The 23568-nt window shown below is 44.9% G+C and carries 18 protein-coding genes and 1 pseudogene; all 19 read right to left on the bottom strand.

The features are described from left to right. Positions 1–5 precede the first annotated feature (5 nt). The 19 genes and pseudogenes from HQN90_RS14280 to HQN90_RS14190 all read right to left on the bottom strand — a co-directional run bounded on the left by HQN90_RS14280 (position 6) and on the right by HQN90_RS14190 (position 23349). Complete coding sequence (locus HQN90_RS14280) at positions 6–3113, bottom strand: S8 family peptidase (RefSeq protein ID WP_173219561.1); 3108 nt, start codon at positions 3111–3113, stop codon at positions 6–8. 397 nt (positions 3114–3510) lie between these two features. Beyond that, a complete protein-coding gene (locus HQN90_RS14275; protein WP_338042320.1) occupies positions 3511–5034 on the bottom strand; it encodes a response regulator transcription factor in 1524 nt (507 codons plus the stop codon). Beyond that, positions 5024–6847 carry a sensor histidine kinase gene (locus HQN90_RS14270; RefSeq protein ID WP_173219558.1) on the bottom strand — a complete coding sequence of 608 codons (1824 nt, stop codon included), beginning with the start codon at positions 6845–6847 and terminating at the stop codon, positions 5024–5026. The genes HQN90_RS14275 and HQN90_RS14270 overlap by 11 nt, the downstream gene beginning before the upstream one ends. A 122-nt stretch (positions 6848–6969) precedes the next feature. Next, positions 6970–7128, bottom strand: coding sequence for a hypothetical protein (locus HQN90_RS14265; RefSeq protein WP_173219555.1), 159 nt, complete (start codon positions 7126–7128; stop codon positions 6970–6972). A gap of 186 nt (positions 7129–7314) precedes the next feature. Continuing rightward, positions 7315–8223: an N-acetylmuramic acid 6-phosphate etherase gene (gene murQ, locus HQN90_RS14260; RefSeq protein ID WP_173219552.1), complete on the bottom strand. Its 909-nt coding sequence runs from the start codon at positions 8221–8223 to the stop codon at positions 7315–7317. A 30-nt stretch (positions 8224–8253) separates the two neighbouring features. Continuing rightward, positions 8254–9090 (bottom strand): carbohydrate ABC transporter permease, encoded by an 837-nt coding sequence (locus HQN90_RS14255; protein ID WP_173219549.1) that lies wholly within the window; start codon positions 9088–9090, stop codon positions 8254–8256. A gap of 13 nt (positions 9091–9103) precedes the next feature. Beyond that, complete coding sequence (locus HQN90_RS14250; protein ID WP_173219819.1) at positions 9104–9952, bottom strand: carbohydrate ABC transporter permease; 849 nt, start codon at positions 9950–9952, stop codon at positions 9104–9106. An 88-nt stretch (positions 9953–10040) separates the two neighbouring features. Continuing rightward, positions 10041–11396, bottom strand: a complete 1356-nt coding sequence (locus tag HQN90_RS14245; protein ID WP_173219546.1) for an extracellular solute-binding protein — start codon at positions 11394–11396, stop codon at positions 10041–10043. Between the two features lie 183 nt (positions 11397–11579). Beyond that, positions 11580–12464, bottom strand: a complete 885-nt coding sequence (locus tag HQN90_RS14240; protein ID WP_246362363.1) for a MurR/RpiR family transcriptional regulator — start codon at positions 12462–12464, stop codon at positions 11580–11582. A 10-nt stretch (positions 12465–12474) separates the two neighbouring features. Beyond that, a complete protein-coding gene (locus tag HQN90_RS14235) occupies positions 12475–13446 on the bottom strand; it encodes a BadF/BadG/BcrA/BcrD ATPase family protein (protein ID WP_173219543.1) in 972 nt (323 codons plus the stop codon). A gap of 174 nt (positions 13447–13620) precedes the next feature. Further along, positions 13621–14037: pseudogene (locus tag HQN90_RS14230) on the bottom strand (M48 family metallopeptidase); the annotation flags it as partial. An 87-nt stretch (positions 14038–14124) separates the two neighbouring features. After that, positions 14125–15138, bottom strand: a complete 1014-nt coding sequence (locus HQN90_RS14225; RefSeq protein ID WP_173219537.1) for a LacI family DNA-binding transcriptional regulator — start codon at positions 15136–15138, stop codon at positions 14125–14127. A gap of 389 nt (positions 15139–15527) precedes the next feature. Continuing rightward, positions 15528–16565, bottom strand: coding sequence for a glycosyl hydrolase family 18 protein (locus HQN90_RS14220; protein WP_173219534.1), 1038 nt, complete (start codon positions 16563–16565; stop codon positions 15528–15530). A 101-nt stretch (positions 16566–16666) separates the two neighbouring features. Then, positions 16667–17971 (bottom strand): 6-phospho-beta-glucosidase, encoded by a 1305-nt coding sequence (locus HQN90_RS14215; RefSeq protein ID WP_173219531.1) that lies wholly within the window; start codon positions 17969–17971, stop codon positions 16667–16669. Next, positions 17964–18950 (bottom strand): N-acetylglucosamine kinase, encoded by a 987-nt coding sequence (locus tag HQN90_RS14210; RefSeq protein WP_173219528.1) that lies wholly within the window; start codon positions 18948–18950, stop codon positions 17964–17966. Before HQN90_RS14210 ends, HQN90_RS14215 begins: the two co-directional genes overlap by 8 nt. Positions 18951–18980: 30 nt before the next feature. Continuing rightward, positions 18981–19970, bottom strand: coding sequence for a LacI family DNA-binding transcriptional regulator (locus HQN90_RS14205; protein WP_216855315.1), 990 nt, complete (start codon positions 19968–19970; stop codon positions 18981–18983). Positions 19971–20072: 102 nt separating this feature from the next. Continuing rightward, a complete protein-coding gene (locus tag HQN90_RS14200) occupies positions 20073–21011 on the bottom strand; it encodes an ABC transporter permease subunit (RefSeq protein WP_173219525.1) in 939 nt (312 codons plus the stop codon). A gap of 12 nt (positions 21012–21023) precedes the next feature. Beyond that, positions 21024–21950, bottom strand: a complete 927-nt coding sequence (locus HQN90_RS14195; protein ID WP_173219522.1) for an ABC transporter permease subunit — start codon at positions 21948–21950, stop codon at positions 21024–21026. 22 nt (positions 21951–21972) lie between these two features. Then, positions 21973–23349: an extracellular solute-binding protein gene (locus HQN90_RS14190; RefSeq protein ID WP_173219519.1), complete on the bottom strand. Its 1377-nt coding sequence runs from the start codon at positions 23347–23349 to the stop codon at positions 21973–21975. Positions 23350–23568 lie beyond the last annotated feature (219 nt).

The raw sequence follows: 23568 nt of genomic DNA, 5'->3' as shown, positions 1-23568 counted from the left end.
TCCTCTTAGTTACTGGTCGTCGTTTTGCTTGTGATATTACCGTTTGAGTCAAACTGATAATTCGTTTGATTCGTTACCGAGTACTTATTAACTTTCAGCGTATACGGGTTTCCGCTATAATCACCACTAACACCTACTACTTTAATGTAATAGGTCGCACCACTAGTAACCTTATAAATCGTTTCTTCTCCAGCTCCAACAGTACCAATTTGACCCGATGCGACAAAGTTCATACTGGCATCGTAAACGTAGACATCATAGTTTTTCCCAGTAGGAATAGTTAAGGTAACTCTATCCATACCTGCGGCAGGTGCAACATACTTGAAGAAATCAACATCATTAGCTGAGCTTATAGAAGATGTATATGGCGTATTGTAATTGATACCAAAAGCTTGTGCTGATGTATCATTTGGTTCGTAGGCGTTAGGAACGATTAGATTATTCCTTGTTGCTGCGGTTGACCATTCCATACTGTCATTTACATTAATTTTAAAATTCCATGTTCCATCAGGTATAGCTGGTGTAGCAAAGGATGTTGCTGCACCTGTCTTAACTCCAGAATCATAACCTATTGTTGCCCAGTTGTCCTTCGAACCCTGAATACGGTAGCTTGTTTGAGCTTGCCCATCGGTATCCGTATAAGTCCAAGTGAAGTTAAGAACATTATCTGATATCGTTTGTCCGTCAGTGTACGAGGTGACAACTGCTGTAGGTAAGTTGTTTGTCTTGAAATAGTACAGTGGTGAAAATGATGATACGCCACCTTTGCTATCCTTAACAGCGACTTTCCAGCTGTACGTCGTTCCACGAACTAGTTTGTTTGCTGGAATCGTATAGGATGTCGATCCAGAATTAACCCAACCAGAGTCATTGATTAGCGTAAAACCGGACGCATCATATATTTGTACATCGTAAGCAGATTGGGTATCACCATCATCAGGGTCTGAAAATGTCCAATTTAAAGTAAGAGGCGTGACAGTTACTAAGGAAGGTATTGATGAAGTCGCGCCTCCTGGATTAAGGCTAGATGGTATATTAGGAATATTGTCAATTATGATTGGTGCTGAGGTTGTATTTACAACGCCTCCATAGTTGTCACTTGCTGTGATAAATACGTTGTTATATGAAGCAGTAGTTAAATTATCGTTATTTACATTCCATTGCAATGCCCAATTTTGTATAGTTGATGTGTTATGTACGATCGTTGATTTTGTAACACCGCCTATCGTCGCACTTATAATTATGCTATCGTTATCGAGATCACTTACTACTCCATAAATAGAAACAGTATTGGGAACGGAGTTTTTAAAAGCTATCTGTGTGGAAGTATTATTAATATTAATTATGGGGTTTTGATTTAAGTATCCCACGAATCTGAATGACGTACCTCCTTCCGTCTGATAGTAAGATATTGCTCTTGCGTTCACTAGTGATGGCCAGGATGTTGTTACATCTGTTGCTGGCTCCCCATTGATAGAAACTTTTATTGTATTATCGTTATACAAGACGTATCTGAATAATGTACCTCCTTCCGTCTGATAGTAAGATATTGCTCTTGCGTTCACTAGTGATGGCCAGGATGTTGTTACATCTGTTGCTGGCCCCCAATTGATAGAAACTTTTATTGTATTATCGTAATACAAGACATATCTGTATTGTGTACCTCCATCCGTTTGATAGTAAGCAATTGATTTTGCATTCACTAGTGATGGCCAGGATGTTGTTACATCTGTTGCTGGCCCCCAATTGATAGAAACATTAATTTTTGAGTCAACTCCCGCCGAAAAAATCAAAGCACTAGTAGTATTTAGATTCCCATAAACATTACTATATACATTCCCCGAAACATTAGGGGAATTAATAATGGTATGTTGATTTATCAATGCAGAAACATCAAGGACTCCATACCCATATTTCAGATCTTTTGCGGTATTACCTGAGTTCAATACATGCTGATCCAAGGCGCTTCTTAACTGGGTGTTTGTAAGCAACGAATTCTCTTGCTTTAACAAAGCTATCTCTCCCGAAACAAATGAAGATGCCATAGAAGTACCTTTAAAAGTCTTATAACCATTATTAAGGTAAGTGCTATTGACGTTCATCCCAGGTGCAACTATTTCCAATTCATTTCCCGTAGCCGAAAAACTCGCTCTCTGATTATTTTGATCCACAGCACCAACTGCAATCACCGAGCTATACTTCGCAGGATATTGTAGCGTATCCCCTGTACCATCCACATTTCCTGTATTTCCAGCAGCAGCTACTAGCAACAACCCGCTTGCATAAGCCTGATCAACTGCATTATGTAGTGCTGGAGAGTCCACGCTAGTTGTGATACTCATATTAATGATGTCCATTTTATTTTCTACGGCATAATCGATACCTGCGATAACATCAGACAAGTATCCTTTACCTGTAGAATCCAGAACTTTCACAGCGAATAAATCTGCATCTGGCGCTACACCAACAACACCAATGTCATTGTTCTTTGCTCCAATAATTCCCGCTACATGTGTTCCATGACCAAAATCATCATCATATGAAGTTGTGTAATCTACGAAAGAAGCACCACCTGAAACTACTAAATCCTCATGATGTGTGTCAATACCTGAATCCAACACAGCAACTTTGACACCTTTGCCTGTATATCCATTCTTCCAAGCATACGTTGCATTGACGACAGATACGCCCCAGTCCATTGCTTGTGTTGATGCAATCTGGAGTTGAATATCTGGTTCTACAGACTGAACCGTGGTATCTTTCTTTAGCTTTTCAATTTCTTTGGAAGTCATCTTTGCTGATATTGAAGCCGAATGCTTCTGTTCCCTTTTAATCTTTCCTTTGATGAGTGATTTGTCCACTTTCTTCTTTTCCTTAAACGTAACAATAACTCGCTGTTCATCATCAATTAAAGTTGATTGTGTGGAATCACTCTGAGTTGTCGCAACAGCAACAACACTAATTGGACGAATGTTCTGATCTAGAATCACCCAATTACTAGCTACACTCACATTATCAGTAGGCGACGCGACAACACCTCCAAACGGTAGTAAGCATAATAAAACTGAACTTAACGCTAAAGTTGAGACTTTCTTTTTCCATTTCCCAATCATTTAATGACTCCTCTCGTTATTTTATGACATAGACTTTAATATACCGTACATTAGTTCCCTTTTCCTTGAGAATTACTGTCGAATAAAGTCGAAATAAACGAAATTTGCATCAAATTTTGAAAATTAAAAATAACCCTCTCGAAAATGAAGAGGGTTACGATCTATACAAGGCTATTTAATAGGGGCATTACGATATATCCTTACCACACACTCCACATGTATGGAAACCGTGAAAAGAATAGCTGTATGCCCTTCCTTCGGAACACATCCTCTATTAGTACGCGGCTCCATTCTTCAGCTTCGCCACAGGAGCAAGTTGTATAAAAACAATCTTTGCAGCGCGCTCATCGAAAAATATCAGCAGATTCAATAAAAAAAGACTGCATCTAAGTTTTCCCTAGAGCAGTCCTCTATAATCCGTCGGAGAGATTCCCACATACTTTTTGAACTGTTTATAAAAGTAGCCCAGCTCCCAATAGCCGACGTCTTTGGCGATAACATGCACCTTCAAATTCGTCGTCTTCAGCAGCTCTTTAGCCTTCTCGATGCGAAATCGGTTGATATACTCCGTGAACGTCTCATTAATTTCCTTATGAAACAGCTGTCCCAAGTAGACCGGATGAATATGATAATGAGCCCCCAGCATTTTAAGAGACAGCTCCTCTGCATACGATTGCTGAATGTATTTCAGCACTTGCTGCACAATTGGGCTTCGCACATCAGAAATCAAGAAACCTATCGTCGTTTCGGCAATTTGGAGAATAGCAGCTTCCAGATCTTCCAGTGTCACTGCACTTCTGATTTGGCGAAAAGCTTCATTATAGGCTTCAAGCTCCTCGGTATGACGGATCGCTTTGATCTCCAGCTTGAAATGGATGACCATCTCCAGCGCAATATTCTGAAAATCATGCGGCGTTATCCCAGGCAGTGCTTGAATCATTTTAAAATCGTTCTGAATCTGTTCACGCAGATTTTCTTGATCTTTGGCAATAATCAGCTTCGCATAAGCCGGCCAATCGAGGATGGAGAAGTCGACCTTGCAGTTATCCGGATTCATTGCCTGCACGTTGTAATCCATTAGCTGCAGCTCCGGGTAGATCCAGAAATACTCCTGAGCTTTCTTGGCCGTTGCATAGCTATGCGCAGCTTGCTCCGAAAGCGGCTCGACACTGCCGATGGAGATGCGCGGCGGGCAATCTTGCAGATCTGTCAGAAGCTGCTGAAGCAAGGCAATCAGTTCTTGCCTTCCCTGTACCGCGTCGTCGAACGACGCAAGCAGAACGATATCTCCGTCCATATCGAAAAATGAAGTGATCCAGCTGTATGGCTCCACTTTATCGGAAATGAAAGCCACAAGCTCATCGGAGCCAGCTGGCATGCGCAGGACAGAAGCTGCCAGATAAGCACAATCAAGGTTGATGCCCAGCATGTCTGCACGTTCGGAGAATTCCAGCGGCGCTATCTGATGCGTTAACCAACGATGCAGCGTGTTATCCTTCAAAATCTGTTTGCTGTACGCCTGAACCAACTGATTCTCGTTGACCGTATTCAGCTTCTCGACGGTATTGTGAAGCGTTGCTTTCAGCTCTTGAATATTAATGGGCTTCAATAAATAATTCTCAATGCCCAACTGCATGCCTTCCTTCAAATACGAAAACTCATCGAATCCGCTGAGCACGATCACTTTCAAATCTGGATGAACGGTTCTCGCATGGCGAATAAGATCCAGACCGTTCATGACGGGCATCGAGATGTCCGTCACCAAAATATCCACGGACGTTTCCTTCAAAGCGTCCAGCGCTTTCTGTCCATTGCTGGCATTGCCCACAATCTCCAGTCCCGCTTCGGCCCAATCGATAATGTCGTACAACCCTTCGATGATAAAAGGCTCATCGTCCACAAGAAACACCCTAAACATCATACACCTCCTGTCCGCCGTCCATCGGCAGCCATATATCGACTATCGTGCCTTTGCCTGGCTCACTTTGCAGCTTAACGCCATATTCGCTGCCATACAGCAGCTTCACTCGTTGATGAATGCTGCGCAAACCGAAGGATTCCCCTTCCGATTCCTCCGCTAGAAAGAAGACCTCCAGCTCCTTCAGCCGTTCGGGCGTTATGCCATTCCCGTTGTCTTCGATCTGCACGTGCAGGAAATCCTCGACCTGCTTCACTCGGATATGCAGCTCATTATCCGTACTTTCGCTGCGCAAGCCATGTACGATGTAATTCTCGATAACTGGCTGAAGCGACATTTTCATCACGCGAATCGCCCCAAGCTTGCGGTCCCACTCCATCGAATAAGTGAACTTGTCCTTATAGCGAATTTGGAACAGCTCCAAATATAAGCGGCATGCCTCCAGCTCGTCCTTCAGGGTGTACATTTTCTTCTGCTGTACGAAGCTGCGAAATAATGCGGACAAGCTGTAAATCATCTCCCCGACATCATGAGCACCCTGGGAAATGGCTCTCATGCGAATAACTTCCAGTGTATTGTACAGAAAATGCGGATTAACGCGGGCTTGCAGTGCCGTCAGTTCTGTATGCTTCTGCTTAATATTCGCTTTATACACCCGGTCGATATACAGATTCAACTCTTCGACCATCTCGTTGAAGCTTCGAGAAATCTGCCCCAGCTCGTCCTCTCGCACATCGGGAATCCGTACGCTCAGATCCCCTTGTTTGACCTTCCGCGTGAAACGAATGATCTGGTTCGTCCGCTTGGCGACACTCATCACAACGAGGAAAGGGATCAGAATAGCGAAAAAGATACATATCGCGCTAATCATCAAGATCGTGCTCCCGATCCTCCTTGAGGAGGCTTCCAGCTCTTTTTGGGGAATGATGCCGATAACGCTGAAATTTCCCTTGCTCTGCGTCAGCTTCATCATATAGTCGCTTTGATTAGTACCACTATTGTCATACATTGCGTTAATTTGCGCCATATAGGGATACGGCTTACCGACGTACTGATCCGAAGAATCGAATAACACGCCGCCATCCGGAGAAAGCACAAGAATTGTCCCTTTCAGTTCGTCCTTATCATTACCCAGCACCTTCCAAATGCCATCTGTGCTGAAATATACCGTCTGCTGTCCAATATTTTTCAAGGTTTGCTTGTCGCTGATCGGTGTTCGGATTGCATACAGATTGTTGTCCCACTGCCCTGCGGCTTCGCGAACCCAAACATTTGGCAGCTCGACACCTTTGCTTTCAAGGGCCATCACTTCGGGGATGTAAGAGCGGGCTCGATTCGTAGGCACGATCTTCAATTGCCGGTTATGCCCCAGCACATACAAGGTCTGCTGATCCGCACTGTATAAGAGTAGATTGCGTATATCTTCGTCGTCTTCCACCTGATTTTTAAAATATTGCAAACCATCATTCCACATGCTGTTGCCGCCTAAATTGTACTGCTCCAGACTATGCTGCACATACTCCTGAAAAGGGTGCTGAAGCATAAAAGACACTCCCGCGGACAGCGAGCTGTCACGATACAAGCCAAACAAAATAGATTGTGCGGAATCATATTTACTTCCTAAATATTGATTAACGTTCGCCATTGCCTTCTTCTGTATTTCCAGTTCGCGATTAATTGCCGCTTGAGACATCGAATGATACATAAAATAAGAAAAGGAAATGATAGTAACGACCGTAATCATGGAAAAAAGGAGAAGCAGCCTCATGAACAAATTATTTTTCAAATAATTGTGATACATCTTGCGAAATCCCATCTAGGCATCAACTCCTGCTGTTAATCGGGATCATTATAACATATCCATCTTCGCTCACGAATTTCCCAGATCTTTGGAACGCAGCTTGCTTCTTAGTGGCGTTCCTGCCGAGCTGCTTCCCTTTATTGTTTTTCAAGTATGACGAGCGCATGGACACTCATGCCTCCACTCCCCATAGCGCTTTGGCTGACTACTTTCCATCCCTGAGCTAGTAGTTCATTGAGTTCACCTAAATTATTTTTTTTGTCAGTCACGTAGTTAACTATTATCGCTTTTTGCATATCGCCTACAGCTCCCTTTTAACAATTTTTGTATGCTATTATCATACTACTACTCGCTTGAAAATACGAAAAGGGATCATCACAGGTGGCTTGCCACTCGTGATGATCCCTTTTCCGTTCACAGACAACCAGTTGGTGCAGCACTCTTCCTCCATATCGCCGAAAGACAGCCTTATCACCAACAAACTACATATTCCCATGAGCCATCAATTGCTTACGCGTCTCGCCAAAATGTCCACTCGACTTGCGCAATTCTTGCATTACTGTCGAGGAGTCGACTTGGAATTGGAGCATCAGGATTGCCACTCGCGCGTCTCCGCTTGCCATGTCGCAATAACGGCGGGCTACTTCCTCGTTGACCTGAGTGGCTTCCATGATGATATGGATGACGCGTTTGCGCAGCTTGTCGTTGGTTGCTTGCACGTTCACCATCAGGTTTTTGTATACTTTCCCCAGACGAATCATCGTGGCGGTTGATATCATATTCACCACTAATTTCTGGGCTGTTGCGGCTTTCAAACGGGTTGAGCCCGTCACAACCTCCGGCCCTACGCTCACCTCGATCGGGTAGTCCACTGCTTCGCTCAAAAGTGTATTGGCATTGCAGGAGAGGCCAATTGTCGGTACGCCCATTCGTTTAGCCTCTTGCACAGCACCGAGTACATAAGGCGTTTTGCCGCTTGCCGCAATACCAACAAGAACATCTCGGCTGCTTAATTGCTTCCGCACTTCGTCTCTACCTGCTGCTTCATTGTCCTCCGCATCTTCAACAGCTTCGAATATGGCGCGTGATCCCCCAGCGATAATCGCCGTCACCAGCTCTTTCTCTGTGCCAAAGGTTGGCGGGCATTCAGCGGCATCCAGAATGCCCAGCCTCCCGCTTGTTCCTGCCCCGATATAGAATAATCGTCCACCGCTGGCAAGCCTCTCTACAATAACCTCAATGGCACGTTCGATCTGCGGAAGCGCCTCCTTGACGGCTAGCGGAACCTTCTGATCCTCTTCATTCATTAAAGCAATAATATCCATTGTGCTTAACATGTCCAACTGTTCACTTCGTTCATTGCGCTGTTCTGTCGTTAATTGGATGTTCATGGTGTTTTCGTAAACTCCCTTCCTCATCTGTTATTTCACTGCGCCTGCTGTCATTCCGCCTGTAATCTGCCTTTGGAATATGAAATAGAAGATCAGCACCGGCACCATGGCAATGGTCAGCGCTGCGAACAAAGGCCCCCATTCCGTCCGATACTGCATCTCGGCTTGCATAACCGCAATACCGACAGGCAGCGTGTATTTCCCCGGCGTATTGATAAAAACAAGCGCCATAATATATTCATTCCAAATATTCAGCACCGTCACAATAGCAAGCGATACGATGCCTGGCTTCGCAAGCGGAAGCATAATTCGAAAAAATGTGCCGTAATGATTGGCGCCGTCAATAGCAGCCGCTTCTTCCAGCTCTTTGGGCAGCGTCTTGAAGAAGCCAACTAGCATAAATACACCAAATGGAACAGCGGTAATTGCATATATCAACATTAACCCGCTTAGCGTATTGGTCAGATGAAGATCATTCATTAGGAAAAAGAGTGGAATAATGCCCAGGAAGGCCGGAATCATTTTATAAGCCAAATAGGAAAGAAATAACACGTTGCTTCCTCGAAACGTATATCTGGCAATGACATAAGCCGTAGTTGCCGACAGTAACACGCCACAAAAAGTGCTTACGACTGTTACACTTATGGAATTAAGAAAATAATTCCCGAATTTATATTTCTCCCAAACATACGAGTAATTCTCCCATAGCAAAGGGAAGTTCGGCAGCGCCCAAGGGTGATTGAACAGGAACTGTTGATTATCCTTCAGCGAAGCAATTAACGTCCAAATCAAAGGATAAATGACACAAGCGGACCAGAATACTAAAATGACAGTCATACACCAGGTCAGAAGATTAGATTGTTTCATCCGATAGCTCTCCTCATGTCAATTCGATGGATTCTCTTTTCATCAGACGCTGGAGCGTGATCGTTGTAATTAAAGCGATGACCAGAATCAACACCCCGATGGTTGCTCCATAGCTAAAATTACCGTAATGAAAGGCCTGTGCATACAGATAGGAACTCATCACCTGAGTCGCATTATCGACGCCGCCTTCGAATGTCATGATGCTGACGATGATAAATGAGCCGCTGAGGGTCGTAGTCACAATCCAGATGACCGAAGTCTGAACTTGTTCCCATGCCAGAGGAAGCGTAATATTCCAAAATTGCTGCCACTGCTTAGCCCCGTCAATATTCGCCGATTCGTATAGTGATTCAGGAATATTGAGAATACCTGCGATAAGCAAAATAATCGTAAAGCCGATACCCGCCCATATCGAGGTTGGCAGCAAGGCAAATATGGACCATTTTTCCCCTAACCACGCGAACTGAAACGGTTTACCCGTCACACCAGAAATAAAAGAATTAATAAAGCCAATGTTGGGATTATAAATAAACCGCCATAGCACACCTACAACAACAACCGAAATGACATTCGGGATGAAAAAAACGGAACGGTAGAAGCCTGCGCCTTTAATTCGAAAACGCGTGAGCGCAACGGCCAGCAGCAGGGTAGGAATCATAAAACCGATGACTTTGCCAATAACAAGAATATAGTCATTACGGATCGTTTTCGGGATGACTTCGTCGTGAAACATATTCTTATAATTTTCCAGCCCGATGAAGTTGTAGGTTTCGGAACCACCAGACCAATCAAACAGGCTCAAATAAATCCCTTTTAGCATGGGATATACGAGAAAAACACCGTACAGAAGCAAAGTTGGCATTACGAATGAGGCGACAAATAGTTTCCGCTGTGCTTTAGATCCCAGATTCAAGTCATCCTTCCTCCAATCAAGTTGCTATCTATTCTTTCTATTTATTCTTCTCGCGTTGTTTGGCCGCTCCGTCTTCAAGGCGTTTGGCCCATTCTTCTTTATTGATTTTGCCGGTCACCAAGGCGAGCGTGGCATCCTTTTCGATCTTGAACAGTTCTTCCGGCAGCACCGGAATTGGCGCAATGATTACATCGGAGGAGGCAAAATAAGTGCTGGCTTGCTTCACGAGCGCGCTGACTTTATCCGCTTTGCTTAGATCTGCTTTCACATTCAGAACAGATCCTGTCAGCTCTGCCCAAGCTAAGGCTTGCTTTTTCGTAAATACGTATTGCAGATACGCTTTGGCCGCATCAGGATTTTTCGCCTTTTTGGCGATACCCATTGTCGCTGTTGAAGGAATAACGATGGATTTTCCGGCTTTATCCTGGACAACGGAAGGAATGAATCCAAACTCAAATCCAGCAGGAATGTCCTTCTTCATTTCGTTTTCAATCCATAAGCCATTCGGGATAAAAGCAGCCTTGTGCTGCAGGAACTGCATTTGGGAATCAGTATGGTTCAATGCTGCAGAACTGCCTTCGATAAATCCTTTCGTATTGAGCTCGATCAGCTTATCCAAGGCTTTCATGACAGGCTCGCTTTTGAACACCCCGGTCTCCAGCGCATTAATCTTGTTAATGATCGCAGGATCACTGCCATTAGCGGCAACGATCGCAGAATTGAGCAGCCCGCCAATGATATATTGTGGATAAACACCAGTATGGATATAGGGTGCCATTTTGCCGGAATCTTTCACTTTCTGCATAGTGTCCATGAAGCTAGGCCAATCTTTCGGCTCATCCCAGCCATTCTTGCGCAGCTCAGCCTTGTCATAGAAAGTGCCGTACGAACCGAAGACGAGTGGCAGCGTGTAGGTTTTGCCTGGTTGGTATTCTTCCGGCTTGCTGAACAGGACATCCAAGATTTTCTCGCCATCGGCGTTTTTCGCATCTTTGAGCCAATCGGTTAAATCCATCAATTGATTATCAATAAACATCTGCCTTGCATTAGAGCCTGCGCCATTGATGAACATCAGATCCGGCGGATTGCCCTGAATCCAGCGCGGTTTCATCTGTTCGTTGATTTGCGGCCCTGCTGTTTGTGTGATTTTCAGTTTCGGATTCAGCTTCTGGAATTCATCAATGGATTGCTTCCACCAAGCATCTCCGTAGCCGCCGACAAAATACTGGATTTCCAGCTCCCCAGTCAATTCTTTCGTTGCTGCCGTTTGCGCATTCGTGACAGCGGGACTTGCACTTGCCTCTTTTTTGGTGTTCTGCTGACTGCAGCCCGTCAATAATCCAAACGTTACCATAACACCCATAAGACTTACGCTGATTGACTTCATTTTCATACCATCGAGCTCCCCTTTTAATAAAATAGATGACATCGTCTTGCGAAGAAATCACTGCTGTTTATCTGGTTGAAGGTTTACATCTGCATCCTTATTGCCGTGAATACATACCTTCTATTCAAATCGGCAAACTCAGGATTATATATAAAAAGAAGCAACAAAGTTACTTCCTTTGTATATCTCCTACTTCTTTGACTGCTGTTTCACAAAATTAATGCCAACACGAACCTCATCCAGCAATTGGATTGACTTCTCATAATTAGCTGTCAGCACACACATGAATAAAATATCAATAATATGCAGCTGAGCCAGTCGCGATGAAGTTGCCGCGCTGCGGAATACCTCTTCCTGCTTGGAGGAGACGTATAAGTTGATATCTGCGATTTCACTTATTGGCGATAAGCCGTAGCTCGTTAAGCTGATGGCAACCGCGCCTCTGTGCTTCGCTAGTTCCAACACTTTGCCAACCTCATAAGTCTCCCCTGAGAAAGAAATGCCAATGACGACATCTTGCGGGCCCATTTGGGCAACCATCATCGCAGATAAATGAAAATCAATGCTGGACGTCGTTGACGGGTTAATCCGCACGAATTTGAGATGTGCATCTTGGGCAATAACACCTGAAGCGCCTATGCCATAGAAATGAATTCTTCCGGCATACTGAAGCACCTCGACGGCTTTGCTCAAAGCTTCATAATTCATGATCTCCGCCGTTTCCTGCAAGGATCGAATGCTGTTGTTGGTAATCTTCTGCACAATAGACTGCTGAGACTCATGGGAAGCGAAGTCAGTGAAATCGGCTTCTGACGTGTTCCGCATATCTCCAGCTACTCTGAGCTTTAATTCTTGAAACCCGCTAAGACCTAACGATTTGCATAATCGGATCACGGCCGATGCACTCGTAGCGCTTAATTCACCTAATTCATTGGCTGTGCTGCGTATTGCTTCATGGGGATTCTCCAGAATATAAACGGCAATCTTACGCTCCGAGGGCGGCAACTGTTCGGCAATTTCCTTCAACATAATCAAGCCGCCTGATAAAGATTCGGCCAGATGATTTTCTGCCATAAGCTTCCCCCTAAATGGTTGGTTTCGAGATTGCTTCCATAGCCACTATAATGGCGCCCTCTACAGGATCTGCATAAGGCGGCTGATATTGGCCTGCTCTATGTACGCTTAACCCTTCAACAAACCGGTTCTTGATAATATCCGAGTAAGTAAATATAGAACCTGCAACGGTCACGGGGATCGCTTCATGAAATGATGCGGACTTCCTCATTAACCCGCGAACCAGTTCAACTAGCTCGTCTCCAGCTTCGCGCAGAATTTCCACTGCCACTCGATCTGAATGCGTGGATGCTTCAATGACCAATCTGGCTAAGCTGGCAATCTCGTTCTTACTCTTTCCCTCACGATATATATAATGAATGAGCTCTTGTTCACTTGCAAGCTGGAGCGTATCCAGAACCATTCCGGTTAATTCCGTTGGCGACTGCCTGCGATCATAGGCTTTGCAAACGGCTTTGAGCGCTTGAAGTCCAATCGAGTAACCGCTTCCTTCATCACCGAGAATATGGCCCCAGCCTCCGTTATAAACCAGATGACCCGCTTGGGACACGCCTATCGCATTGGAGCCCGTACCGCAGATAACAAGAATACCTTCCTTATCCGCAGGCTGCATAGCCCCGCGAAGCGCGACATACAGATCGCTTTTCACCTTATAAAAAGCATCTGGATGCAGGTGCAATCGCTGACCCAATTGTTTGAGCTCATGTTCAACCATCAATCGATTAGCTTCCAGCCGTGTACCGGCAATGCCAGCGCATAGGCCAACAACGTCTCCCTGAGGAATGCCTTGAGCTTCCAATCCATACTGTACAAGCTGATGAAGTCTATCAGTCATTTGCTCAAAACCGACACTCAGCGGATTCGTCCCCTCCCCGATATTCACTTCTCTCTGAGGCTTCAAAAACGGATCATAATCCTCTACTTTCTGGAAAACGCATGTCGTTTTGGTGCCGCCTCCGTCAATCCCAATGACATATGGCACAATCGGTTCACTCCAAGTGGATAGGATGGGTATAGGTCAAATTATATAGTCACTAAAATTGCATGTCAATAATATTTTAAAAATTCTAAAATTTTATTTCAGAACAGAAAAATAAAAAAAGCCCTATTCGCTTTTATCGCGAACGAGCCCTGTTTCCATTTACCATTCATAGTCCTAAAATGACATCCAATGCCCATATTTGGCCAAAAACTCTTCCTTCTCTTTATAGTCCGGCATCACACTTCCGACACGTCTCCAAAAGGAACGATCATGGTTCATGTGCAGCAGATGACATAACTCATGGATGATCACATAATCAATCACTTCAATTGGAGCCATAGCTAGACGATAATTGAACGTCAGCTTTTTGGCTGAGCTGCAGCTGCCCCACTTCGTTATAGATTCCACCACTTCAACGGTTTTGGGTTTTACTTTCAGTTGAGCTTGATATTTGGGTATGCGTTCCCCTACAATCTTCTTGCAGCTTGAGAAATAAAACTTCTTGAGGTTTTTTTTCAGCTCATCTTCCGCTAACCCCTTCGTTTCTATTAACTCATGAAGACTATAGGCTTTCCCCAAATGAAGAAATTTACGATCTGGATACGCTGGTTGTTCAACTTCATTGTCCATCAGTTCTCAAGCCTTTCATTCTGTCATAACCTTCATGCACACGTATATTCAATCCTTCTTCAGGCAAATGGCTGTCGATTCTCTTACAATCAATTCCGGCTGCAAAACGACCGAGGTGTTTCTTTTGGACCCTTGAATCAGCTTCAGCAATAGACGGACAGCGTGCTGCCCCATTTGCTCCATAGGCTGACGAATCGTCGTAAGTCGCGGATGAATTTCAGCAGCAAAAACTTGATCATCATAACCAATAACCGAAAGATCGTCCGGTATCTTGTAGCCCTCGCTCTGGAAAGCCTCCATAACGCCAAGCGCCAACCCATCATCCCCTGCAAAAACGGCAGTCGGAATAATTCCGCTCTGCATCCACGCCTTGGCTACATCGAAGCCGCTGCGAATGCCAAAAGACTCCGTATGCGTAACGATCAGCGGCGATAGCCCAGCATCCGATAAAGCTTTCTCATATCCACGTTTTCTTTCTCTAACGCTTAGAAAATGATCAGGTCCGCTTACGTGCGCTATGCGCGTATGTCCCAGTTCAATCAAATGCTTGGTTGCTTCAAGACCGCCTATGTAATTATCAACATTCACCGTCAAGGCTCTTGAGTTGGCAACATGGTTATCAATAATAACGAAGGGGATTTTCTTTCTTTTTAGCTCCATGACATAATTCTCTTCGTCCAGAAGCGAAAGAACAATGATACCATCCACGCGATCCTCTTGAAATAAGAAATTGGTCTTTTGGTCCGGATCACCTTCGGTTCGAGAGAAAATAGACAAGGCCAGGAAATAACCGCTCTCTTCCAAACTTTGATTCACCGTATGAACAATCCCGTCAAAAACAGTATCCTTTAACGTTTCCAGCGTAAGCCCAATTAAACCCGTTGAACCACGCGCCAGACTGCGGGCAGCAGAATTCGGCCGATAGTCCAGATCCTTAATTGCTTGCAATACCTTCTGGCGATTGCTCTCCCGCACTGTCCCTACGTTATTCAAGACTCTAGACACAGTGACGAGAGAAACACCCGACTTTTCAACTACATCCAAAATGCTCACTTTTTTCATTGCTACCGAGCTCCCTGTTCCGATAATTACCTGTATAACCTAGTATAACACAACATGCTGATTATATAAGCGTTTACACATCTGAACAGTAGGAAAAACCCAGCTGCTGGACATAACCCTTTGGGAAAAGGAACTATGATCCGCTATATCACTTAAAATCCGCTATTCGCCTCCGAAAGGGAAGTACGTTCCTCTATTCCACCTCTCTAGCGTGAAATTCCAGCAAATTGGACAAATTAGCGTACTATAGTTCCGTTTGACGGGCCAAATGGCTGTTTAAAGGATGAATAAGGGAACACAGTTCCCTTTCCTGAATGCGATCCCCCAATCCATCCCTAAACGTAAAAAAGCCAAGGAAATGCTCCCGCATCCCCTGGCTTTCTTCAACATTATTTCAATCCCGCAGCAATGGCTTTCCAGAACTTCTCATCTTCCTCGCCCATGGCATAGACCGAAACACCTGCAAGTTCATAAGTCAGCGTATAGTGCGTTTTGGTCTTGATGCTCGTTTCATCTTCGTACCAGACCACATGCTTGGAGCCGTCTTTCGCCGTATACTTGAAAGTCATTGATCCTGATGCGTTATCTCTTGTTGGCTTGCCTTTGGTGCTTGTAATCAGCTGTGGAATGTCTTTCCACGGAATTAATTTGTTGCTGCTGTTCGTCTTATCCGACAAATTCCAGTCGTTTCCGTAAGCTGGAATACCCATGATGACTTTCTCTGAAGGCACATAAGTAATCGAGAATTTAAGCGCCGCTGTCATCCATGGCTTGCTTGCCACTGAACCTGGGTCCGCCCACACGCCATGCTCGTCATAAGTCATTACTTGGATGAAATCTGCATAAGTGCCAAGTTGTTCATAATCGAATGCGCCCGACCAATCGTCAGCAGGGTCATCGGTATCTTTGGCAGGAACAGAGACCATCGTTAAATACCCTTGCGCTTTCATAATACTGGCAACGTCCTTCACAAAGCTGGTCAGAGCATTGCGGTCGCTTGCCAAAACAGACTCAAAATCAACATTAATCCCTTTGTAATGATTCGTTTTCACTAAAGCAACCATATTAGCGATCAACTTTTGTTTGGCGGCAGCATTGGTTAATACTTGATGAGCGGCATTGCTGTCCCAATCTGTTGCTCCATAGTTGGATACCAAAGCATAAGGCAAGATACCAACGGAATTGGCATAATTCACCGCTTGCGTCGGGATGGTTCCAACAATGTTGCCACTTGCATCGGTATTGAAAGTATCTGTGGAAATTTGATTGATGTAGCTGTGATAGCTTGTAAGAGCTGCAGCCGAATCATTCGTGTAATAACCTAAAATAATTGGAGAGTTCGCACTGGCTTTGGCAGAAACACCGGCTGATAGGGTAAATACAAGTGCAGCAGCTGTAAGAAAACTAGCCATTCCTTTGATTTTCATAGACATAATTCCTCCTTTGGTTTGGAAAGCATGCATAGCGATTAATGGATACCTTTCATCGTTACTGCCTATGTCCTCCCTTCCAGCGTAGTCAACTCCCATTAAGCTTCAGCAAACTGCGGCAGATAAGCCTTGTTTTGCTCTAGCATTTCCTTCAGCATACGATCGGCAATATTGACCGAAGGTATGAGGGGATGATGGCCCAAGGCCTGAAGCGCCAGACTGCGGTCTCCATGTACAGCCGCTTCAATTGCGAGCTGCTCATAGGTTTTCACAGCATGTATCAAACCTTTGACTGAAACCGGAACATAGGAGACAGGCAAAGGAATAGGCCCCTGCTTCGTGACAACACAATTCACCTCAATACAAGCATCTTGTGGCAAAAAGTCCAACGTATGGCCATTGGCCACATTCAACGTTTGAATATCGCGTGAATCATTATAAAGTGATTTCATGAGATTAACAGCGGCTTCCGAGTAGTAGGTGCCTCCACGCTTCTCAAGCTGCTTCGGCTTCTCTGCCAAATTCGGATCTTGGTACAGCTCGAACAACTCATCTTCCAAGCGTTTGACAACCTCTGCGCGCGTGCCTTCTTTCTTCGACGATGCTATTTGATCTTGCAGCATTTCCTGCGTTAAATAAAAATATTTCAAGTAGTAGGAAGGAATAGCGCCAAGCCCATGGATGAAATCGGCATTCCACTCGGATTGCGGGACATTTTTCGCCGAATATCCCTCTTTCAGATCGAACAGCTTCTCCAGCTTGGAATCACCGTCAACGCTAACCTTCGTCACCCAGTTCAAATGATTAAGACCCACGAATTCCGCATAAATCCGCTCCACCGGAACCTCGAATAAAGCGGACAGCCATTTATAAACGCCTGTAGGCGAATTGCATAAACCAATCGACTTGATCTTCGAATATTTATTAATCGCTTCGGTGACCATCCCTGCCGGATTCGTAAAATTAAGCAGCCAAGCCTCGGGACACAACTCCTCCATATCCTTGCAAATATCAAGCAGCACGGGAATTGTACGCAGCGCTTTCATCATCCCCCCGGGACCCGTCGTTTCCTGACCAATCACACCATATTTGAGGGGAATCGTCTCATCCCAGATTCGTGCTTCAAGAAGGCCGACACGCATCTGAGTAGATACGAAGACGGCTCCCTCCAGCGCTTCGCGTCGATTCATCGTCAAATGAACCGTCATCGGCAATCCAGACTTCTCAACCATTCTTTTGGCTAAACTCCCTACAATTTCAAGCTTGTGTTGGCCTGCGGGGATGTCTACCAGCCAGATTTCCGATACCGGCAGCTGCGCATGATTGAGAATAATCCCTTCGATTAATTCCGGCGTATAGGAGGAACCTCCCCCAATAACAGCAATCTTCAATAATTCACTCATGATAGACGACTCCTTTGATGTTTGTTATTTGACCTAGCTTTTCATAAGTCGAAGCGGCAATCGTCATTCCGTCTTTCTCCATGGCTAACAGGATGGAACCGACCACCGGCTCTACTGTCAAAATGTTCAACTGACAACCAGGAGCTGCCTCGCGAACCTCTTTTGCAATATAAGGATGAATGAACTCGCCATTTCCTTTCGTTAACACGCTGCCTGCCAATACAAGATCGAAGTTCTCATCCTGCATTAGCAAGCGTTCAATGACGGATCTGGCGGATAAACCTAGTTCAGCGCCTTGTTTTTGCAAAATTTGGATAGAAGCCTGGTCCCCTCTTGCGGCGGCATCGAAGATCAGCTTCGTCAAGTCCGACGGAATCCGCTTATGAAGATCAAGAAAATGATGAAACATCTCTTCAACAGAACCATAGCCCAGCGTCTGTAAAATTAAATCCGTCAGCAAAGTGGGCTTGATGCGCCCCTCCCATGCCCGAATGACAGTCCGAAAGGCTTCAATCGAAAGCTCGCTGCCTCCGCCAAAATCGCCAAACGCATAACCAAATCCGCCGCACTGGATCATCTGACCATGCTTATTAATGCCAGCTGCATTCATGCCAGTTCCACAGATGAGCACAGCGCCATATGGCTTGGCTGTTCCCGCACGCATCGCGATAATCGTGTCACATACGATATGGGCATTAGCAAATCCATAGCTTTGAATCATGGGCCTTAATATGCGATAGTCCGCTTCTCGATCGGCCCCCGCTAACCCAAACCAGGCGACACGTATATCCGCAGGCTGAAGGTTCGCTTGATTAAGGGCTTGAAATACGGCATCTTTAATGTTCGAATTGGCTAATTCTACATTGATTTGGTGATTGCCTGGGCCGCTTCTGCCGCTTGCCAGCCAATTGCCGGTTTCATCTGTAAGGATGGCGTATGTTTTCGTGGCGCCTGCATCCACACCTAAGTAATAGTTCAATCCATTTCACTCCCACCATCATGGTTACTTTTATCTCTGTTTGTAATTAGCTGTTGAATGTCTGATGATTAGCTGGGGCTGCAAGAGCACTGAACTATTCCTTGGTGCGCCGCCAATGAGCTTAAGCAAAAGCCGAACCGCTTCTTTGCCCATTTGTTCCACAGGCTGACGAATCGTCGTGAGCTGCGGATGGATCTCAGAAGCAAATAGCTGATTATCATAACCGATAATCGATATATCATCCGGAATGCGGTACCCTTTGGCCCGAAATGCATCCATTGCGCCTAATGCGAGCGCATCGTCCCCTGCGAATACAGCCGTTGGAACCACTCCTGCTTCGATCCACGCTGTTGCGGCTTGAAAGCCGCTGCGAATTCCGAATTCGGTATGAGCTACCGCAAGTGGCGCAATGCCGGATTGCTCCAATGCTTTCTCGAAGCCGCGTTTGCGTTCTCTGACACTAAGAAAGTGTTCGGGGCCGCTCACATGAGCGATACGGGTATGACCTAACTCAATTAAATGCTTGGTCGCTTCGAATCCCCCAACATAATTATCAACATTCACAGTTACAGCTCTGGTGTTATCATCGTGATTATCAATGATCACGAACGGAATGTTTTTGCGCTTCAGCTCCATAACAATTTGCTTCTCATTCAGTGGAGAAAGCACGATAATGCCGTCGACACGATCCTCCTGAAATAAGAAGCTATTTTGCTTCTCAGCCTCTTCCTGCGTCGGTGAGGAAATGGATAAGGCTAAGAAATAGCCTTTCTCCTCCAAATGTTCATTCACCGCTTGAACAATATCGTGAAAGACCGAATCGTTCAATGTAACCAACGTGAGCCCAATTAATCCCGTTGTTCCACGCGCCAAGCTTCGCGCAGCTGAATTAGGCTCGTAATCCAATTCTTTGATGGCTTGCAGCACCTTTTGCCGATTGCTCTCGCGAACCGTCGTAACATTGTTAAGAACCCTTGAAACCGTAACTAGAGAAACACCTGACTTTGTGACAATATCCAAAATACTGATCTTTTTAATTGCAATCGAACTCCCGTTTCGGTGATTTTATTGTCGTTCAATTCGATCCAATTGTTTAAACGTTTATACTTAAGGGGGATGATGCTACTCCTTCAATCCCCCTTCTGACAATCCGCTCACGATATACCGATACAGAAATAAGGAAATAATGACCGGCGGCAGCGAAGCTACGAATCCTCCGGCTGTCATAAGGCCCCAGTCGATACTGTGTTTGCCAATAAATTCTCGAACGGCAATGGGTAGTGTTTTGGAAGCATACGTTTGGCTGAAGGCACTTGCAAAAATAAATTCATCCCACGAATTCAAAAAGGTGAAAATAGCGGTTGCGGCGATACCTGGCAGCGCCAGGGGCAAGATGATTTTGTACATCGTTTTGAATTTACCGCATCCATCCATGTAGGCCGCTTCTTCCATCTCTTTGGAAATGGATTGAAAGTACCCGCTCATGAGCCAAATAGCAAAAGGCAGGCTGGTTGCGATATAGGCAATAATCAGTGCCCAAGTCGTATCCAAAAGCGGCTTCGTGTGCAGGATAATGATTGAGGTAAACGGGATGGATAAGGTTAATCCCTCTCTCATCATGATGTATAGCGGCACGATAATACTGATGGAAGGCAACAGCTGCATAGCCAAAATAATGAACAGCAGTGAGACCCGAAACGGAAATTTGATTCGCGCCAAGGCATACGATGCAAATACGCCTACGAAAATTGTAATCGCCGTTGTCCATAAGGAGACCGATAAACTATTTTCTAAGGCATGCACAAAATCTTTGCCTGTACTCCCTTGAAATAGCTTCACATAGTTGCCAAACGTCGGCAAATGGGGGAACAAATGCCCGGATAATAGCTCTTGCGATTGGCTGACCGAAGAAATCATCAAATACAGAAAGGGTGAAAGCGTAAATATTGTTAGAAGTATAATGCCCAACCACAAATAAATGGGGGGAATCAGCTCACTTGGACTGACTTTAAATAAACGAACTCTCCAAGATGGGGTTCTGCTTGCTGCCTCTCTGCTCACCGTTCTTCCCCCTTACTGTTCTTTCTGCTGTTTCTTCAGCATGATCATATAGATGACAATGAAAATTAAAATGAAAATGGTGGAAATCCACGCCATCGCTGACGCTCTGCCTAAATAAAAGTAGCGGAAAGCAAAGTTATACGTTAGATAACTAACCGATGTATTCGGATTTCCTGTAAAAACCGTTAAAATGTCATACACCCGAAATGCGCCAATTACACGCAGTACGAGAGCAATCATCAATGAGGGCATCAACTGCGGAAGTGTCACATGCCATATTTTCTTCCAAAAGTTGGCGCCGTCAATGGCTGCAGCCTCATACAAAGAAACCGAAATAGATTGCATGCCCGCCAGAAGCAGCAAGGTCATAAAGGGCGTCATTTTCCAGATATCCGTTAAAGCTGTGAAAAAGACTACCTTGCCGGAGCTGGAGAGCCATACTGGATTCGTATCAGCTCCCAACACATGCATGTTATGCAAAATAGTGTTCAAAGCGCCGTACCCCGGCTGATAGATCCAGTTCCACAGCAACCCATTCACTAACGTGAGCATCGCCCAAGGAATAATAATAATGCCTCTAAAAAACGATCTGCCAATGAACGTCTGATTCAGTACAAGGGCGCATAGAAAACCGATAGCCAATTCAAGCGCCACTGAAAAAACGGTGAAATAACTCGTATTTTTCATGGAAATCCAAAAGTCCTGCAGTACTGAAATGTCTATATAATTTCTCAAACCTACATATTCAATGGTCGAGCCGTCCATCAAATTGTATTTAAAAAAGCTCCAAACCAGCGACTGTACAATAGGTAAGATAAATATTCTTAACAAGAGATACAGCGTAGGCGCCAGCAGGAGGATCGCAAATAAGATATCCTTCCGTTCTTTTTTCGAAGAAGGAAATAGGCTTCTTTTGGTAGCAAATTGACTTTTGAGCACGCTCATCCCTCCACACCCTGCTTTACTTAGCTGCTGTTTTTATGGCTTCGTCGATTTTCTTGGAAGCTTCATCCAACGCTTGTTGAGGAGTTTGGTGCTTCGTCAAACCGGAAACCACTTGATTGGATAAAATATCTGCCCATTCGACATAACCAGGCGCATTCGGACGATTGTGGCCATATTGGAATTCCGGCATAATTTTGCTTAATGATTTCGTTGTATCCGCCTTGATAATCGCCTCGTCCGTGTAAAGCTCCTGCAGTGATGGATACGTACCGGTATTCGCGTAGAACGGCACTTGGAACTCCCTTGACCCGATCCAGCTTAAGAACGCAAGTGCCGCTTGCTTCTTCTTACTTGATTTCATAATCGCAATGCCTTCAGACCCTGTCACGGAGGAAGAAATTATACTTCCTTGTCCTGGCAGCAAACCTACGTCGCTTTGATTAACCACTTTGGATTTCGTTGGATCATTCAGATCAGGGTACATGTTCTCCCAGTTGCTCATCATAGCAATTTTGCCAGCCATGAAAGCATTTTTCACATCTTCCTCTGTCCACTGCAAGCTTGCCGGGTCCACCGTTTTGTCCGTATTGATGAGGTCCGACATGTATTGAAGCGTTTGCACGGATTCTTTAGAATTAACAGTAAGCTTGCCATTGTCCCCAATCATATTGCCGCCGAAAGCGTACACCATGCTGACATAATCACAAATTAAGCCTTCTGCCTGCTTCCATGCCCAGCCTGATCCGTAAACGCCGTTCGTTGTCAGCTTCTTCGATACTTCTCTAAATTCATCCCACGTTTTCGGCGGGGCGTCGTAGCCTGCTTTTTTCAACAAATCCTTGTTCCAGTAAAAATGCTTCGTGCTTGAATAATACGGAATTCCCATCAAGTGATTATCGAACATCGCTGACGAAAGCGAAGATTGCGTGTATTTCTTTTGGACATCTGCCGGAATAACGTTAGTCAAATCCTCGGCAATATTCCCTTTCAGAAATTGTCCCGCCCAAATGGTATCCATCTCAACAACATCAATATCGGACGAATTCGATAATGCCGCTGTCGTTATTTTGCCATATAGAGAGTTGTAATCTACGGCGAGCTCATTGACTTTAATGCCTGTTTTCTCTGTAAATTGCTTAAATAACGTTCCAATCTTACCATCCGTATCAACGACGAGAACGGTAATTTCTTGCCCTTTCAGCGAAGGATCATTCACTTTATCCCAGCTGAGCTTGCTCGAAGCCGCAGCCGTGGATACTGCTGAAGTTTCGGTTGTTTTCGCCGTCGATGCTGCATCCGTGTTGTCCGTCTTGGTTGGAACCGTGCTGCAGCCCGCCAAAAAAGCGCTTACTGTTAAACATGAAACGATACTTTTTAGCTTTGCATTTTTCAAATAGAACCCCTCCTCATGGTAAGAAGCACTTGCACCTTTATGTGTCAAAAGTATAAACGTTTATACTTAATAAGTACATAGTAGCCTTTTTTAATTAGGGTGTCAATATGTATTAATTCGCGTGTCAGGTTAGCTTACAGCAGCTTGTCTTTTAGGGCGATATCCATTTAAGCCGCAATAACCATTGCCATAGCTATTTCCCGCTATCCTCTCCGGTGT

This window comes from Paenibacillus alba, from assembly GCF_013204855.1.
GTDB lineage: Bacteria > Bacillota > Bacilli > Paenibacillales > NBRC-103111 > Paenibacillus_E > Paenibacillus_E alba.
Note: the sequence above shows the minus strand (reverse complement) of the source record. Positions and strands in the feature narration are given on the sequence as shown.

What these genes read in the sequence shown, in the direction of transcription:
- HQN90_RS14215 (WP_173219531.1), bottom strand. Translation starts at nt 17,971, where the DNA reads ATGAGTGAATTATTGAAGATTGCTGTTATTGGGGGAGGTTCCTCCTAT.
- HQN90_RS14245 (WP_173219546.1), bottom strand. Translation starts at nt 11,396, where the DNA reads ATGAAAATGAAGTCAATCAGCGTAAGTCTTATGGGTGTTATGGTAACG.
- HQN90_RS14265 (WP_173219555.1), bottom strand. Translation starts at nt 7,128, where the DNA reads ATGCAAAAAGCGATAATAGTTAACTACGTGACTGACAAAAAAAATAAT.
- HQN90_RS14240 (WP_246362363.1), bottom strand. Translation starts at nt 12,464, where the DNA reads ATGGCAGAAAATCATCTGGCCGAATCTTTATCAGGCGGCTTGATTATG.
- HQN90_RS14255 (WP_173219549.1), bottom strand. Translation starts at nt 9,090, where the DNA reads ATGAAACAATCTAATCTTCTGACCTGGTGTATGACTGTCATTTTAGTA.
- HQN90_RS14275 (WP_338042320.1), bottom strand. Translation starts at nt 5,034, where the DNA reads ATGATGTTTAGGGTGTTTCTTGTGGACGATGAGCCTTTTATCATCGAA.
- murQ (WP_173219552.1), bottom strand. Translation starts at nt 8,223, where the DNA reads ATGAACATCCAATTAACGACAGAACAGCGCAATGAACGAAGTGAACAG.
- HQN90_RS14280 (WP_173219561.1), bottom strand. Translation starts at nt 3,113, where the DNA reads ATGATTGGGAAATGGAAAAAGAAAGTCTCAACTTTAGCGTTAAGTTCA.
- HQN90_RS14270 (WP_173219558.1), bottom strand. Translation starts at nt 6,847, where the DNA reads ATGGGATTTCGCAAGATGTATCACAATTATTTGAAAAATAATTTGTTC.
- HQN90_RS14250 (WP_173219819.1), bottom strand. Translation starts at nt 9,952, where the DNA reads ATGCCAACTTTGCTTCTGTACGGTGTTTTTCTCGTATATCCCATGCTA.
- HQN90_RS14225 (WP_173219537.1), bottom strand. Translation starts at nt 15,138, where the DNA reads ATGAAAAAAGTGAGCATTTTGGATGTAGTTGAAAAGTCGGGTGTTTCT.
- HQN90_RS14220 (WP_173219534.1), bottom strand. Translation starts at nt 16,565, where the DNA reads ATGAAAATCAAAGGAATGGCTAGTTTTCTTACAGCTGCTGCACTTGTA.